The organism is Planococcus chinensis, assembly GCF_042681545.1.
In the GTDB taxonomy this organism is placed as follows: domain Bacteria; phylum Bacillota; class Bacilli; order Bacillales_A; family Planococcaceae; genus Planococcus; species Planococcus chinensis.
This window is the reverse complement of record NZ_JBHUFW010000012.1, coordinates 53,338-68,140: the sequence shown is the minus strand read 5'-3', so window position 1 is coordinate 68,140 and position 14,803 is coordinate 53,338. Positions and strand designations below refer to the sequence as shown.

19 protein-coding genes and 1 riboswitch are annotated in these 14,803 nt (G+C 48.9%); of the genes, 6 read left to right on the top strand and 13 right to left on the bottom strand.

What is annotated here, in order from left to right:
- The first annotated feature begins 8 nt into the window (after positions 1 to 8).
- Both ACFSDB_RS15785 and ACFSDB_RS15780 read left to right on the top strand, forming a co-directional pair.
- Positions 9 to 818, top strand: coding sequence for a carbohydrate ABC transporter permease (locus ACFSDB_RS15785; RefSeq protein WP_204892859.1), 810 nt, complete (start codon positions 9 to 11; stop codon positions 816 to 818).
- 311 nt (positions 819 to 1,129) lie between these two features.
- Complete coding sequence (locus tag ACFSDB_RS15780; RefSeq protein WP_377340572.1) at positions 1,130 to 1,840, top strand: SGNH/GDSL hydrolase family protein; 711 nt, start codon at positions 1,130 to 1,132, stop codon at positions 1,838 to 1,840.
- 279 nt (positions 1,841 to 2,119) lie between these two features.
- Here ACFSDB_RS15780 and ACFSDB_RS15775 read toward each other — a convergent pair whose 3' ends face one another.
- From ACFSDB_RS15775 to ACFSDB_RS15765, 3 genes are all read right to left on the bottom strand, one after another.
- On the bottom strand, positions 2,120 to 2,551 hold the full coding sequence (locus ACFSDB_RS15775) for a DUF2269 family protein (protein WP_204892861.1): 432 nt from the start codon (positions 2,549 to 2,551) through the stop codon (positions 2,120 to 2,122).
- Between the two features lie 6 nt (positions 2,552 to 2,557).
- Entirely contained in the window at positions 2,558 to 2,905 is a 348-nt protein-coding gene (locus tag ACFSDB_RS15770) for an ASCH domain-containing protein (protein ID WP_204892862.1), read from the bottom strand.
- 99 nt (positions 2,906 to 3,004) lie between these two features.
- Entirely contained in the window at positions 3,005 to 3,628 is a 624-nt protein-coding gene (locus tag ACFSDB_RS15765; protein WP_204892863.1) for a cell wall hydrolase, read from the bottom strand.
- Positions 3,629 to 3,918: 290 nt separating this feature from the next.
- Between ACFSDB_RS15765 and ACFSDB_RS15760 the strand changes: the two genes are divergently transcribed.
- Positions 3,919 to 4,182, top strand: a complete 264-nt coding sequence (locus tag ACFSDB_RS15760) for a PaaI family thioesterase (RefSeq protein WP_204892864.1) — start codon at positions 3,919 to 3,921, stop codon at positions 4,180 to 4,182.
- A 32-nt stretch (positions 4,183 to 4,214) separates the two neighbouring features.
- Here the strand turns inward: ACFSDB_RS15760 and ACFSDB_RS15755 are convergent, their stop codons facing one another.
- Entirely contained in the window at positions 4,215 to 4,745 is a 531-nt protein-coding gene (locus ACFSDB_RS15755) for a dihydrofolate reductase family protein (protein WP_204892865.1), read from the bottom strand.
- 128 nt (positions 4,746 to 4,873) lie between these two features.
- Between ACFSDB_RS15755 and ACFSDB_RS15750 the strand changes: the two genes are divergently transcribed.
- Entirely contained in the window at positions 4,874 to 5,374 is a 501-nt protein-coding gene (locus ACFSDB_RS15750) for a metallophosphoesterase family protein (RefSeq protein WP_204892866.1), read from the top strand.
- A gap of 15 nt (positions 5,375 to 5,389) precedes the next feature.
- Here the strand turns inward: ACFSDB_RS15750 and ACFSDB_RS15745 are convergent, their stop codons facing one another.
- Both ACFSDB_RS15745 and ACFSDB_RS15740 read right to left on the bottom strand, forming a co-directional pair.
- Complete coding sequence (locus ACFSDB_RS15745) at positions 5,390 to 6,265, bottom strand: STAS domain-containing protein (RefSeq protein ID WP_204892867.1); 876 nt, start codon at positions 6,263 to 6,265, stop codon at positions 5,390 to 5,392.
- A gap of 120 nt (positions 6,266 to 6,385) precedes the next feature.
- Positions 6,386 to 6,757 (bottom strand): hypothetical protein, encoded by a 372-nt coding sequence (locus ACFSDB_RS15740; RefSeq protein WP_204892868.1) that lies wholly within the window; start codon positions 6,755 to 6,757, stop codon positions 6,386 to 6,388.
- 154 nt (positions 6,758 to 6,911) lie between these two features.
- On the opposite strand from ACFSDB_RS15740, the gene ACFSDB_RS15735 reads away from it, so the two are divergent.
- On the top strand, positions 6,912 to 8,123 hold the full coding sequence (locus tag ACFSDB_RS15735; RefSeq protein ID WP_204892869.1) for a DUF3238 domain-containing protein: 1,212 nt from the start codon (positions 6,912 to 6,914) through the stop codon (positions 8,121 to 8,123).
- A gap of 40 nt (positions 8,124 to 8,163) precedes the next feature.
- On the opposite strand, the gene ACFSDB_RS15730 is transcribed toward ACFSDB_RS15735, so the two are convergent.
- The 5 genes from ACFSDB_RS15730 to ACFSDB_RS15710 all read right to left on the bottom strand — a co-directional run bounded on the left by ACFSDB_RS15730 (position 8,164) and on the right by ACFSDB_RS15710 (position 11,968).
- Positions 8,164 to 8,565 (bottom strand): thiol-disulfide oxidoreductase DCC family protein, encoded by a 402-nt coding sequence (locus ACFSDB_RS15730; RefSeq protein ID WP_204892870.1) that lies wholly within the window; start codon positions 8,563 to 8,565, stop codon positions 8,164 to 8,166.
- A gap of 69 nt (positions 8,566 to 8,634) precedes the next feature.
- The gene (locus tag ACFSDB_RS15725) at positions 8,635 to 8,982 is read right to left on the bottom strand and encodes a nuclear transport factor 2 family protein (RefSeq protein WP_204892871.1); all 348 of its coding nucleotides are present in this window, start codon (positions 8,980 to 8,982) and stop codon (positions 8,635 to 8,637) included.
- Positions 8,983 to 9,085: 103 nt separating this feature from the next.
- Complete coding sequence (locus tag ACFSDB_RS15720) at positions 9,086 to 9,616, bottom strand: TraR/DksA C4-type zinc finger protein (RefSeq protein WP_204892872.1); 531 nt, start codon at positions 9,614 to 9,616, stop codon at positions 9,086 to 9,088.
- A gap of 77 nt (positions 9,617 to 9,693) precedes the next feature.
- The gene (locus ACFSDB_RS15715; RefSeq protein ID WP_204892873.1) at positions 9,694 to 10,629 is read right to left on the bottom strand and encodes a phosphotransferase family protein; all 936 of its coding nucleotides are present in this window, start codon (positions 10,627 to 10,629) and stop codon (positions 9,694 to 9,696) included.
- A 79-nt stretch (positions 10,630 to 10,708) separates the two neighbouring features.
- Positions 10,709 to 11,968: a cytochrome P450 gene (locus ACFSDB_RS15710; RefSeq protein ID WP_204892874.1), complete on the bottom strand. Its 1,260-nt coding sequence runs from the start codon at positions 11,966 to 11,968 to the stop codon at positions 10,709 to 10,711.
- 176 nt (positions 11,969 to 12,144) lie between these two features.
- Positions 12,145 to 12,192, top strand: a riboswitch (PreQ1 riboswitch).
- 95 nt (positions 12,193 to 12,287) lie between these two features.
- On the opposite strand from ACFSDB_RS15710, the gene queF reads away from it, so the two are divergent.
- Positions 12,288 to 12,782 carry a preQ(1) synthase gene (gene queF, locus ACFSDB_RS15705; RefSeq protein ID WP_204892875.1) on the top strand — a complete coding sequence of 165 codons (495 nt, stop codon included), beginning with the start codon at positions 12,288 to 12,290 and terminating at the stop codon, positions 12,780 to 12,782.
- Between the two features lie 72 nt (positions 12,783 to 12,854).
- Here the strand turns inward: queF and ACFSDB_RS15700 are convergent, their stop codons facing one another.
- Positions 12,855 to 13,712 carry an endonuclease/exonuclease/phosphatase family protein gene (locus ACFSDB_RS15700; RefSeq protein ID WP_204892876.1) on the bottom strand — a complete coding sequence of 286 codons (858 nt, stop codon included), beginning with the start codon at positions 13,710 to 13,712 and terminating at the stop codon, positions 12,855 to 12,857.
- A gap of 154 nt (positions 13,713 to 13,866) precedes the next feature.
- Entirely contained in the window at positions 13,867 to 14,709 is an 843-nt protein-coding gene (locus tag ACFSDB_RS15695; RefSeq protein ID WP_204892877.1) for an endonuclease/exonuclease/phosphatase family protein, read from the bottom strand.
- Positions 14,710 to 14,803: the final 94 nt, after the last annotated feature.

Sequence of the window (14,803 nt, the reverse complement as noted above, 5' to 3'; positions counted from 1 at the left end):
AAAACAGTTTGCTTTTCCGAAGGTTTTCCCTCATCGTCTATGCTTTGTTAATATTGATTCCGTTGCTTGTCGTTTTGCTGACATCTGTTAAAACGCTTCAGGAAACATTCGCCAACCCGCTCGGCTTTCCAAAGGACGGGTTGAAGTTCGAGAACTACGTAGCTATTTTCCAAGAGCAGACCATGGCTGGCTATTTCATGAACAGTACGATCGTCACGCTGTTTTCCGTGGTCCTTACACTGTTGTTTGCTTCGATGATCGCTTACGGCATCACTCGCCTTAACAGCTGGATGGGCAATGTCGTATTCGCCCTGTTCACGCTCGGGATGATGATCCCTGCCCAAGTGATCATGGTGCCGCTTTATTCACTGATGCTCGATTTCGGACTGACTAACAGCTTGGTCGGCTTGATCCTTGTAAATATTTCTTCAACACTGCCCATTGCTGTATTCATCTTGACGGGCTTTATGAAAACCTTGCCGCGGGAATTGTTCGAGGCGTCTACAATCGACGGCGCTGGCAACTGGCAGATGTTTGCAAAGATCGCGATTCCGCTTTCCTTGCCATCCCTTTCGGCAACAGCCATCTTCCTTTTTGTCATGCACTGGAACGACTTGCTTTACCCATTGCTCTTCATCACAGACAATGCCTATAAAACGCTGCCTCTCGCTTTGCTTGAATTCCAAGGGCAGTATTCGACCAATTACCCGATGCTCTTCACCGGAGTTATCATCGCATCGGCGCCAATGGTCGTTGCCTACGTCTTCCTGCAGCGCTTCTTCGTTGCCGGCATGACGGCAGGTGCGGTGAAAGGCTAAATGCTATAAGAAAAAGGCTGTCGGGGTTTCCCGACAGCCTTTTTTCATGCAATGAATTTTATATGCTTTCTATTTTTTTCTCTCACACCTCCTTGTCGTTCTACTTTTAATAGTATTATTTAACTTTTCATAAATTAGGTAAATATAATTACTATCTGCTACAATATACCAGGACCTATTTCATTTAAAATGAACAAACGATAGGTTAATGATCATATGATAAGTGGTGTCGAAGTCTGATTTGCTTTTTTCTTTCTAACCACGAGGGAAGTATACAGAACAGATAATATAAAAGGGAATGGATAGTGAGTATGAGAAAAATCTTTACATCATTAATGGTTTTAGGAATTTTATTCTTGATGGAAGGAAAGATCACAGAAGCTGCTGCACCGGCGACTACCGTATTTGGAGACAGCAATACAGCAGGAAGCAATTGGCCGGAGTATGGTTATGATGACAATAAAAAATGGTCAGTCCTATTGGGGAAATCACGTACGGTCGTCAACAAGGGAATCGGTGGAAACACAACCGGCATGGGATTGAATCGGATGAATGATATTCTTCAATCTAAGCCAAAAACAGTCACCATTATGTTCGGAACAAATGACGCTGTGCTTAACAGCAAGTTTATTCCAAAAACATCATTACGGCAGTACGAGAGCAACCTCAATAAAATGGTTGATACCTTCCAATCAAAAAGAATCAATGTAGTGCTAATGACGACTCTTCCAATTATTGAGCAGCCCTATTATAAGCGGCATAACAAAAATTTATACCTTAAATACGGAGGAGTAAGAGCGTTCCATGACAAGTATAATGAAGTTACTAGAAAAGTAGCGGGTCAACAGCGGGTTCCATTGATGGATACCTATAAAACTTTTTTGCGTTTTTCTGGAGAAGCGACGGATACGGCACTTATAGAGTCCGGCTTGATAGACCCTAGCGGCAACCACATGACACCTTATGGAGCAAAAGTATTCCATAATAATCTAGCAAATGTTTTAAGCAAAAATAAATACTAGACTCATTAAGAATAATGAATATAAAAAAAGCGATATGGCAGTCAAAAGACTGTATCGCTTTTTCACATTTTAAAGCAATTATAGCTACGCAGAAACAAAGGCGCAGCGGGTTTAGTGCAAACCTGAGGAAAAAATTACCGATAGTTTTATTTTTAAAAAACCTTATGTCTTTCCTAACAAGCAAAAGGCTGATAGCTGCGAAACATAATCCTCGCTCTTACTTTAAAATAAGTTTATTTAGGCAAGGCAACAACATTGAATGCTTTATATTTTCTGCATTCACCACAATACCGGTTTTGCCACCATCAGCCAAAGCATGATCAGCAACAGGGCAATATACAGCCAGGTCGACCGGTGCAGCTTTTTCAGCAAGTCCTTCCGGTCCGATGCAGGCTCGTCGAATTTCCGGAGCACCGGCTTGAAGGCACGGGCCAGAAAAAAGACCGAGCCGAACATTACGGCGAGCGTTAGCACGATCCACGGCGTTGTCCACGTCCAAGCGCTTTGCCAGATCAAAAGCACACCTGTTGCGACGAGCACATGCCCGGCGTGCTTGACGAGCCGGATGGCCGATCTGAATGTAGTAATCTGCGATTGCAGCACCATCTCGGCCGCCCCATCCATGCGCTTTAATAACGGCAGCAGGACAAAGAACGGCCCGATCGACAAAACCGCACTTAAAATATGAAGATATAAAAAGACCGAATACATGATGGATTACTTTCCTGCTTCTGAAAATTCATGAACCCATACGCCCATTTCCGGAAGCCATGGCATACCTGGATGGAATTGGAGGATGGATTGCTTATACTCTTCAACATTGCTGAAGCCTTCCTGCTGCGCTTTCGCATCGGTCAAATCTCCGAGCGTTTCCGCGTAGACCCGCTCCACCCGAAATTCACGTCCCTCAAGGACCATGACTTCTCCCGGGTCCGCATAGCGGCCATTTCGACGCGTGGCGGTTTTGAGGCCGGCCAGAACTTTTTCTACATCTTTTTTATTTGTAACCAATTTCTCAATACTGCACGTTTTTGGCGGCAGCCCGCTGTTGTTGATATTTGTCATCTTTTCTCCGCCTTTCAGTTTAGCTCTTTTCATTATAACGAATTTGGGTAGCTATAGGGAAAACCATAAGAAAAAGCGGCTGGTTTCAGCCGCTTTTTCTTATTTTGCAAAATAATGTTTGCCGATTGATTTGATGACAGGACGCGAATAAATCCAAGTATCTGTGACGCCTGCCGGGTTGTAGTAATAAGTGGCGCCGCCGGAAGGGTCGGCCCCCAATAATGCCGCTCTTGCTGCTTTATAGGCAGTGGCATTCGGTTTGAGCCAGTATTGCCCGTCGTTGACTGCTGTAAATGCATTGCGTTGGAAAATGACGTTATAAGTGCTGTCCGGGAATCGGCTCGAGTCCACGCGGTTCAAAATCACCGCAGCGACCGCGACTTGCCCATTATAGCTTTCGCCTCGCGCTTCGCCGTGGACCGTGCGTGCGATCATGTCCACCTGGTTAAGCTTGCTGCGCGTCAAAGAACCGGTAAAGCCAGTTGCCGGAACATTAAAATCACGTTGGAAACGGATGACTGCATTTTTTGTAACCGATCCATAATAGCCGGTTGGTTGTGTCGTGAAATAGCCCAGTTTCTGCAATTTCTGCTGCAGCGCCGTTACTTCTCCGCCGCTTACACCAACATGCAGATCAGGTGAATGTGCTTCTGCTTCCGATTGAGAAAAACTTAAAAATAAAACTGTCAATACCCCGAATGCTAGTGACTTGAAGATTTTCATGATTTCTCTCCCTTCGATTCCAGGAATTATAGCTTCCATTCCTTCTCTTTAGTATAAAGAGCAAGGGAAAGGGAGAAAATCCAACAGACCTACTTGATTTCAAAGATTTGGAACGTTCTAAAGTCTTGCAGAATATGGACGAGCGACAAATTTCTGTCGTTTATGCAATATTTATATGAAAAAAGACTTATTCATACATTTTGCGAAAAGGAGTCGGGCAGCTATAAAGCGAATAGAACAAGGCACGAGTTTGTTTTGAGGAGGAAACTGCATGTTTATTCGCTAGCCTTTTGACGAATTTTTGGAGCATCATTTCCACTTTAGCTGAAGTTGCGCTATGCAATACGGTCGCTCCTGATGAAAACGGGCGCCAGAAAGTGGTGACCGTCGACTTGAATGTCACGTTCCTGAAAAGGGCCCGCTCCGTTTTTTTAACAGCCCGCGCTTTTGCGGTCAAGGAAGGGCGCAGCCTCACCCACGCCGACTGCATCATCCATGACGACCAGGACAATGTCATTGCCAAAGCGAAAGCGATTCTTTTTAACCAGGCTTGACCCGCAGCACCAAGCTGACAGGCGCAGCTTTCCTATTTGCGCGTTAGATGAAGCTGGGCAAACTGGCCATACTGTTTGACGCTTTTCAATGTAAACTCCTGTTCGGTTGCAGATTCCCGGAATAGGGGAATCCCGCTGCCGATCAGCGTCGGAGCAATGGAAATGATAAATTCATCGATCAGCCCCTCTTCCAAAAAGGCATGCAGCAACTGGCTTCCGCCGACAACCCATATATCCTTCCCCGGCCGCTTTTTCAGCCGGTCGGTAAACGCCGCTACGTCTTCATCGGTAAAGGTGACGAAATTGTCGCTTCCGGTCCGTGCAGAAGTGAACACATAGCATTCTTGATCCGTATAAGGAAAATTGCCGTTTTCCTGTTCCATTACCCACTCATAAGTGCGCCGCCCCATCACAATCGTGTCCACGTTTTTTATATAATCCGCATATCCAGCATCGCCTTCGCCTTCCACTTTAAACAGCCAGTCGAGCGAATCATCCGCCGTGGCAATATATCCATCCAGGCTTGAAGCAATAAAGCAGCTGATCTTCCGTCTATTTTCCATCGTTATTCCTCCCATTCCAGTGTTATACTACTTTTCCCGCTTCCGCTGCTGTGAAACCGCCGGCCAGCTTTAGACGCGGCCGACGGAATTTGGTAAAGTGAAAGAAAACTTCTGGAAGGGGCGTTTCCATGAAAAAAATTGTCATCCTGTCCGATACCCATATTCCCATGCGTGCCAAAAAATTGCCGCAGGCATTGGTTGCCGAGTGCCAAAATGCCGACTTCATCATCCACGCCGGAGATTGGCAAACCTTGGATGTCTATTACGAGTTGGCGGCCTACGCCAAAACGGACGGCGTAACCGGCAATGTGGACCCCTGGGAAATACTCGACCGTTTCGGCAAGAAGAAAATCCTTACATTCGGAGACATCAAAGTAGGCGTCATCCATGGCGATGGCATCCGGCAAACGACTGAGCAAAGAGCATTTGATGCATTTGCCGATGACGAAGTCGATATCATCGTATTCGGACATTCCCACATCCCGGTGATGCGGGAAGTCCAAGGCGTGACCCTATTCAACCCGGGTTCCCCTACCGACAAGCGCCAGCAGCCGCAGTACTCATTCGGACTGCTTGAAATTGCCGACACTTGGGAATTGCGCCATGTGTTCTTCGATAGCAGAGAATGAAAAATCGGGACGGCGTCAGCGCCGTCCCGATTTTTCTTTGGATTCATTGGATAATTGAAAGCCCAATTTCCTTAATGCGGTCTGTAAATTCGCCTCAATCAGGATGCCACTCAATGCCTCGGCAAAATGAGGGACTTTCAACGCCATAAAAGGTTGGATGCCGGTAATCACAGGAACGACACCGATAATCTTCAAGGTGTTGACGAGCTTCAGCAGATATTCCCCGACCACCGAATTGATCTGGGAGACGCCTGATACATCCACAACCAAATACCTGACTTCCGCTTCCGCGCATTTTCCCAGCACCCGGTCGATAATGGTCTGGGCGCGCCGGGCGGTCACATTGCCAATCACCGGCAAGATTGCAATTCCATCAGCTACTGGTACAAGCGGAGAAGAAAGGGACTGAATCTGCTCCTGGGCGGATTCCAACTCCAGCACGTAGGTCAACAGGGACGACATCAATTCCAACGAGCGCTGATGCTCTTCAGTGAATTCAAACGGCACATTGTCCATCGCACAAATAGTGCCATACACTTCCCCGTTGTCACGGTAGATCGGTATGCCAATAAAAGAGCCGTTATTGAAGCTGGATGAAATCTCGAGCCGTTGGGCTGAGGCATCGATGGATATATCTTCGATGACGAGCGGCTTTTCACCATAATCGATGCTCAAGCTGCAGAAAGTTTGTTCAAGAGGCGCAATGCCGCCTTCTGTGACGAGTTCTTCTTCGGCATTGATCGCCTTGACGATGTGGTTTGTCTGTCCGTCATTCTTTGCGATGAAGAGGGTGTTGATATTCATCTGCTGGCTCAATAGCTGCAGAATATGCGCTGCAGCATCTTCGAAATTGCGGAAATCGTTCATTTTCCGTGTCCCATTTAAAGGCATCGGTTCAGTCCCCCTCGTTTTTCTCTTAAGGCCATACACGGCTGTACTATTGGTTAAACATACTCTTTGGCGCTTTGCTTTGCAACTTCATGCGGCCCCGCTGTTGCGGACGGCAAATTCTCAGCCGGATAGGTCCTCTTGCCGGCCGAAGCATTTCCATTTCAAATGGCCGAGAAAATCCGGCAGGCTGCCTTGTGTGATGGAAGAGAGCATGACATGTTCACCATTTTTCAAATGGCACAGCAAATTCAAGCTTCCCGACAGGCCTGCCGATACAGCTTCAATTTCCGAAAAGGCCACGGACAGCAGCGGGGTTTCTTTTTGAGCCTGCTTTGAAAAAAAGAGCAAGTGGCTTTCAGACGCAATCAGGAATCCCTTTTGGCTTTTCCCAGTCTGAAAAGAGGTTCTACATTGCCCTTCCAGCCAACCGCATACGCTAATGTCCGGCATCCGTTTTTGAAGCTCCGCTAATAATCGAACAGCGTCAGCCATTTGAACGCCCTCCCTTTTCTTATTATCTCTATTATACGTATTCTTTGTCTTTTGTATTTCATTTTTTCAACTTTCCCGGTGAAGTCATGAAAGGGTTCAGGAATTTCAAGAAGCGGGTATAGCTTAAGATATACTACCCGAGGAGTTGATAGGGATGGATGAAAAAAAGAGGCGCCTGGAAATCGATCTGCTTCAGCAAACCGACTCGGCCATCGAGATGAAGTGGTCCGATACCGGCAGCACTTGCCGCGTCAAAAGGGATGCAGAGACGATTTACGAAGGGCCGGGGACAACATTCAAAGATCAGGGCTTGGAAGCTGGAGAATTATATACGTACACCCTGGAATGCCTGGATGATGACGGACGCGTCAAAGAACGGATCAAGATGCGGACAAGCACTGAAAACCATGATAAGGACCGCATCAATCTTTTGCAGCAGATTGCGGTCACCATGATTGTCAGTGACTCGAAGATCGCGCTTGCCTGGGGGGCCATCGAAGGGCTCGAAGAGTTTGAAATTTATCGCGACGGCGAGCAGATCGGCACCACGCATCAGACTCAATACACGGATTATGATTTTTCGAAAGACCGTGAACATATGTATTGGATCCGCTCCAAGCGTCCGCTCGAACAATCCGAAACCAAGCTGAGAGGCGAAAAATCTGCAGCTGCCCATATTTTCGGTTTCTTCAACCTGAAATCTTCCCAAGAACAGGCGGCAATGGAAGAGTTCTGGATTACCCACAAGATAGCGCCTGTGGAGCGCTTGCTCGCAGATGCACCGAAACAGGATGTGGAAGACCTTAACCGCAAATGGGACTTCCGCTATACCACGTTCCTGGAAGACGAATACTTGGCAAATCCGAACTTGCTGTCGATGAACCGCTATTTTTCCGGCGACAACCGGGGATTCGATGCCGATTCATCCGATTACCGCACGCAGGTGAACTTCACGGTCGAATTGAACGAGGACAATTCCACCTTGGATTTCCAGCGCGATGTCGGCATCAGCATCGCCTACGACTGGCGGAAAAAGTTTCGAAAAGCCGATGTCGCTTCAGCAGACGGAATCTCACTTGAGAAAGTTGAAGAAGACACTCGCAATGTGACGGTCCAGTTGACCCATAGTGTCGGCAATCCCCTCACCCCGTCGCCTGACATCGACTATGACGTAGCGGCAACGTTCTACCGGGATGGACATTTTGATATCGTAGGGGTCCACGACCAAGCTCCGAACCATGAAGTGTATTTGAAGCATGACAAGATGCACGGCTGGCTGCAACTCCACCGCGCAAAAAGCAAAGGGTTAGCCTGGATGGCCGATACGATTGCCAGCCAGTACTGGCGCATTTCGAATTTCCTTTAACCGCACAAAAGCCTGATGCGCCGGAAGACGCACCAGGCTTTTATTGTTTGTCGAGGAACCGCTTGCGGATATGCGGCGGCGGCAGCATGCAGCTGTCGAGTTTGCCGAACACTTTATAGCGGTTTTTGGCAATCAGGTCATATGCTGTATCTCCTAAGAAACGCGGGAGCGGCTTCAAGTAATACGCCAGCTTCCACAGGCCTGTCAAATGGTTGGAGATCATCAATGCCCCTTCCGATTTCACATAAGCTTTGCCGTCTTTGATCAGCACCAGGCTGTCTACATCTTCCGGTATATCGTGCTGGCGTCTGAGCTTCTGCCCGATGTCGCTTTGAAGTGAAGCAAATTGGTAATACCCCGCAGGGTCATGGTTTATGATGAATTGGACACTGGAATCACAGAAATTGCAATCCCCGTCGAATAATACAATCGCATGGTCCATGAGTATTCCTCCTTCGCTTGAAAAAGCATTAATTATTAAATAACCTCTTTTGCCGATGCTCAAACACGCTCAAGTCGAAACGGTGCCTTGATGAAAGAACAATTTCCATTCTGTGCCCCGTTTTTTCCAGACCGAACTCCGATTGGTTCGCCGCCCGCTTGTTTCATTGAAAATGCGGTATGTCGTCAACACCGCTTCCGGCCCGAGTTCGTGCATCTGGAACTCGGAAATTTCCATGCGGTCAGGTGTAAGCGAATTGTCCTCTTCATAATCCGAACGGAAAGTAATCCGCCCTGAGCTGCCGAACTCATAAAATTCGTCATCCAATACATTTCCGAGCTTTTCACCGGACACCCGTACATCCGGCTGCAGGTGGGTGCACTCCAGTTCAAATATCTCTTTCTCCAATTCCCCCATCGGTATCCTCTCCCTCAAGTTTTCCTTAACATTAAAGAAATCCGCTTCCGCCGTCAATACAACGGCAAAAAAACCCTGCTCGCCTAAAGCAGGGTGTGAATGCTCAGTCTTTATTGTCGTCGTAGAAGTCTTCCATGTCTTCACCCGGCTGATCTTGCGGGCCATCAGACGATCCGAAATCTTCCACATCTTCAAAGCTGTCTTCGTAATCGCGCAAACGGCTGTCATCCTTTTTGGATGGCCGGGAAGTTGAACTGCCGATGACCCCTTCTTCCGGCGGGCGCGATGTCATATCCAGGTCGTGGCGGGCATGGTCGATGCAAGTCAATGCGGTCGGCAGCGCTTCCAGCCGTTCGAACGGAATGTCCTTCCCGCAAACGGCGCATTTTCCATAAGTGCCTTCCTGTATGGCTGCAAGCGCTTCGTATGTCTCATCAAGTTCGCCTTCCTTGAACTGGTTCAACGCCATTCCGCGTTCCTGGTCGAACAGATCGGTGGCATTGTCCGCCGGATGGTTATCGTAATTGGAAAGCTCAGTCCGCTCGAATTCCTCGTGATGTTCCACCCGTTCTTCAAGCGCCTTTTTTTGTTCCAATAATTGCTTCTCCAGTTGTTTCAATTGTTCTTCCGTCATCCTGATTCCTCCTCAAAAACCTGCTTGTTCTGTATATTTCCTTTTTCAGCGAAATCAAACCTGGCTTCTGCCGGGCTTCAATATTCGTCGAACCGGTCAAGCAGGCTGAGCAAATATTCATCCAGCCGGTGGCGCATCAATTCATCGGTCAGTCCTGTCATGCCGAAAGCCTGCCAGCCGGCATAAACAGCCGGTGGCCCGTCCACTCCATCCGTCAGCGCCAATAAATCCCAGTAAGGATGGTATTCGAACTGTTCTCCTGCGATTTTTCGATAGGCTGCCAAAAAGCGGTCCGCTGTCGAAACGCCGTGCAATTGGGCTAGATTGAGGCGGCAATGCCCCACATCGATGCCGGTCGGCCCAATGCAAGCATTGACCCAGTCCACAATGCCGCTGATCCTACCTTTAGACCAAAGCAGATTTGCCGGATGGAAGTCCCGGTGAATGAAATGTTCTTTTGCTTCCGGGCGGATGCCTGCCACGATAAAAAAGGCCCGCATCCATTCATCGGGATGGCGGGACCACACGGGCCGGTCGAGGGCAAGCGCATTGTTATACGAGAAATACTCCCATGCGAACCCTCTTGCCTCGTGCCGGTGGATCTCTGCCAGGGCTGCCGCCATCTTCTCCAGCCAATCGGTTTCATTTTCAGGCTTTAGTAAGGGCGTTCCAGGCAATTTTGTCATAAGGACAGCCTGCAGTCCGCACGGGACTCCGGTTTCTTCAAAAGCGACCAATTGCGGGACAGGCAGTCCGGTTTGCTGCGCCATTTCCAGACTGGCTGCTTCGTGCCTTGCCAGGTCGGGCTCCATGGCCAGCCAATCCGCCTTCGTAAACAGCCGCAATACATACTCCGACCGCCCTTCTTCTCCTGCCGTTTCGATTTTATAAACATCTGAGGATGTGCTGCCTCGCAACGCAACGGCTCCTGATATGCGGTGCGTGCCGCCCAGTGCCTCTTCTACCCATTCAGCTGCCTCTTCCGGCAGCTGCAAGATTCTTTCCTCTGCCATTGTTCTCCGCCCTTTCCTGCTTTCTAATCGCATCTTATAAAAACTGCCTTCCGTATTGGAACCGGAAGGCAACCTGCTGTTAGTCGATGAGCCGGATGTTTTGGATGATGAAGCGGCTTTTCGGTATACTGGGCATGCGCACAAGGCTATGCTGCAAATTTTGCGCAGGGACGTCATAATCCAACCTTCGCACGATGAAATCGAAGCTTGCTTTCATCACTTCGACCGTTACCCATTCGCCTGCACAGCGATGCCCCATTTCATATTCGCCCCCGCCTTGCGGAATGAAGCTGAACGGGCTGCCGCTCCAACCGTAGAACCGCTCCGGCTTGAATACTTCCGGCTCCTCCCAGAGATCTGGGTGGTGGTTCGTTCCGTATAAATCCAAAAGCACGAGCGTGCCTTTCTTGAATTCGTAATCCTTCCAGATGAAATCCTTCCGCACTCTTGCTCCGGTAAAAGGGCCGAACGGATAATAGCGCCGGACTTCCTGCGCGAACCAGGTACTGAAATCCGGAGGGCCGTCTGAAAGCGCCGAACGGGTTTCAGGATGTTCGTGCATGGCTACTGCGCCGAATGTGATGTAGCGCCCGATTGCCACAATCGGACGGATGATATTCAAGATTTCGACCGCCGCCAGCCGGCTCGGCAATTTTTTGCCATCCGGCTGCGTGTACCAGGACATTTCAAAAAGCGCTGTTCCTGGTATGGCCGGCAACAGCCCTCTCCGGACCCCTTTGACCATCTTTTCTATCCATTCCTCCGAATTATCACGGGCAGTACGGCCTTTCCAATAGCGCGGACCCATTCCGCCGAAGGCATCAATCATGGCCCCCATATCCCTTGCCCGCGATTCCACTTCCTCTTTTTTCAGCGGCACGCCTGCAAAGCGGCACGCCACCCGCATCATCAGATGCTCTGCTTCTTTAAAAAATTCCACGGTCTCCTGCTGTTCCCATTCCCGGACAGCTCCCCGCCACTCTTCCGTTACGTAAATGTTCAAGGACTGCAACTGGGCCGGAGACATCAAAGACATGAAAAGGGCTTTCCGGCGCTTATGCTCGCCATCATCCAAGGTCTGGATGGCCTTTTCCCCGAAAAGGCTCCTTTGGATGCGCTTCGGCACCGCTCCTTTTCGGCGGAATTTGCTTTCATCATAAAAAAGGGCAGCCGCTTCTTCACCGGCCATGCAAATCACCTTCTGTCCAAGCAGGCGCATCTGGAAGACAGCCGACCCAAACTTCCGCGACCGGTTGGATATGAACAAATATCCTTCCGTCAACAAAGCTAGTGTATGGTCCGCCCCTTTTTCCAGGGGAATCGGCTTAATTGGTGCCATCTCCGGAACGCCTCCTTTTGCCGGGCTTTTCTTCCTAACTTACCCTTAGGCGAATTCTCTCAAACAAGGAAGGGGATATGGTGCAGGCCGCTATAGCAGCGGAGGAAAGAAGGATTTGACAGCCAATCAAAAGTCTTTTACTATGAGTTAGGTTGAAAGAATTTAATAACCCGGCGACGGGAGAGGTTCATAGCATTTCACCCTCTATAAAAAACTATGGATTGACGAAACTCAGCCAAATCCACATGCGATTCGGCTTTTTCTTTTTCCGTTTTTTATAGGCCTCTCTCAAGTCGGATACTTGAAGGAGGCCTTTTTAATGGCAGGAAGAAACGAAGACACACTGGACCACTTGTCGCTTCTCGGCAATCAAAACACGAAGTATAAATTCGAATACGATCCGGATATTCTGGAAGCGATTGATAATCTTCATACACGCGATTATTTCGTGAAGTTTAATTGCCCGGAATTCACTTCCCTTTGCCCGCAGACGGGACAGCCGGATTTCGCTACAATTTACTTGAGCTTTATTCCCGACAAGAAATTGGTGGAAAGCAAGTCGCTGAAATTATACCTATTCAGCTTCCGCAACCACGGCGATTTCCACGAAGACGTAGTCAACATCATCATGAACGATTTGATCAAATTGCTTGAACCGCGCTACATCGAAGTTTGGGGCAAATTCACACCGCGCGGCGGCTTGTCGATCGACCCTTACACCAATTACGGGAAACCTGGCACGAAATTCGAAGAAATGGCGTCGTACCGGATGATGAACCACGATATGAATCCGGAAACAATCACGAACCGCTGAAACCCAAAAGCCGGCCGCATGAATTTGCGGCCGGCTTTTGGGTTTCAGGTACCGAATAGAATAAGTGCTTCTTCATGTTACAGCTGTAGGAACAACTCCGAACTCTGTCTTAAAGGACTGCCCTTTGTTGTCTGCCGTTTTTTTCAAAACCAGTTCCGCAACGATCGGCAGGTGGTCGGATGCGTCCGTCTTAATCACAGATGCTCTTTCTGCTTGGACTTCCTGGTTGGCAAACACGTAATCGATCCGTGTCATCGGCTTTACATCCTCTTTTTCTGAAGCCGTTTGGACCGGTGTCGGGTATGTGCAGACATCCCCTTTCCCCAAATCCGAAAAGACATCATGGAACCGGCTGCTTAATCGCTGGATGTGCCGGTTTTCAGGCACCGCATTGAAATCGCCCGCGAGAATCTGAGGAAATCTGCTTTTTTCCGAAATCTCCAAAATCTGCTGAACATTCACTTGAAGCTCTTCTTCTTCCAATGACAAATGCGTACAGAAGAAATGAACAATAGCCCCTTTTACCTGAATTACGGCTTCCAGCATCCCCCGCTGTTCACCCGCCGCTCCAGGTCCGTCGATATTCACCATCAGATGGTTTTCCGTGTGCTGAATCGGATACTTGCTTAAAATAGCATTGCCGTATTGGCGTCTTGGCATGGCCGGGTCCAACGGGTCCAAATCCAGATTCGGGCCGAATGCGGCATTCATGCCCAAGCGTTTTTCAAACCAGCTGACCTGATCACAGAATGAGCTGCGGGCCGTAAAGCATCGGTCGACTTCCTGTAAACCGACGATATCCGGCTGTGCTTGTTCGATGACACGCGCTGTTTTTTCAAGATCGACTTTATTGTCCATCCCGAGGCCGTGGGCTACATTGAATGACATGACTTTAAGGGGCACCGTGGGCGGTATGCTGCTGTCTTCCATTTGAACCTCTCCTTCATGACTGGCAATAATCCGAGGCTTGAGGGTCTTTGATGCATTGATTGTAGCAAAAAAGCATCAAAAACGCTTCTGTTTATCCTTTTTTTCGCAAAAAAATAAAAGCAGCCAAAATGGGCTTTGGGCTGCTGGGCAAAGGCTATATTTTTTGGAGTGCTGATGGAGCTTTCGGCAAAACCGGCGTTTTTGCCGTCTCGAGGATAAAGTCTGCGCTGATCGGCAAATGGTCGGACACGGCTGTTTCGATGGCTGCCGCCCCAACCGCCTGGAGTTGATCGTCGGAGAAAATATAATCGATCCGGGTTGCAGGCTTGTAGCTTTCGCCAGTTATCGGGTTGCTGTAGCGCGTCGGGTACGTATAAGCATCCCCTTTTTTCACTTTCAGAAAAGCATCGGTCAAAGAGCGGTTCAGCCGCCCTATCCCTTCATGATCCGGCGGTGCATTGAAATCCCCCAGCAGGACATGCGGCAATTGGCATTGCTTCGTCAAGCTGAGCAGTTCATCGATGCTCACTTTCAATTCTTCTTCTTTTAAGGCCAAATGCGTATTGAACACATGGATGAGGTTGCCTTTCATTTCCACTACGACTTCGAGAACACCGCGCTGTTCGTTATTGCCGAAATCGGAGGGAACCGGCGTCAGCGGGTGGTTTTCCACATATTTAATCGGATATTTACTTAAGATGGCATTGCCGTACTGCCGCCTCGGATGGCCGGTCCGTACCGGGTCCATATCAAGGTTCGCGCCGAACGCCGTGTACATGCCAAGGCGGCCTCCGAGCCACGCCACTTGGTCCACAAAAGAACTGCGTGACGAAAAATAGCGGTCCACTTCCTGAAGGGCGATGATATCAGCATCTGCTCCCTCGATCACCAGGGCCGTCTTTTCCAGATTCACGCGCCCGTCCATTCCTAAACCGTGAGCAATGTTAAATGACATGATTTTAACAGGAACATTCGCTTCAACCTGTTTCTCACTCATACAATTCTCTCCTTTTGGCTCTTTCTAAGCACCGGCAAACAACTTGTTGCCTTGAGTATAGCAAGCCAAGGTTTCGCCAGAGTTACCCCCGTGT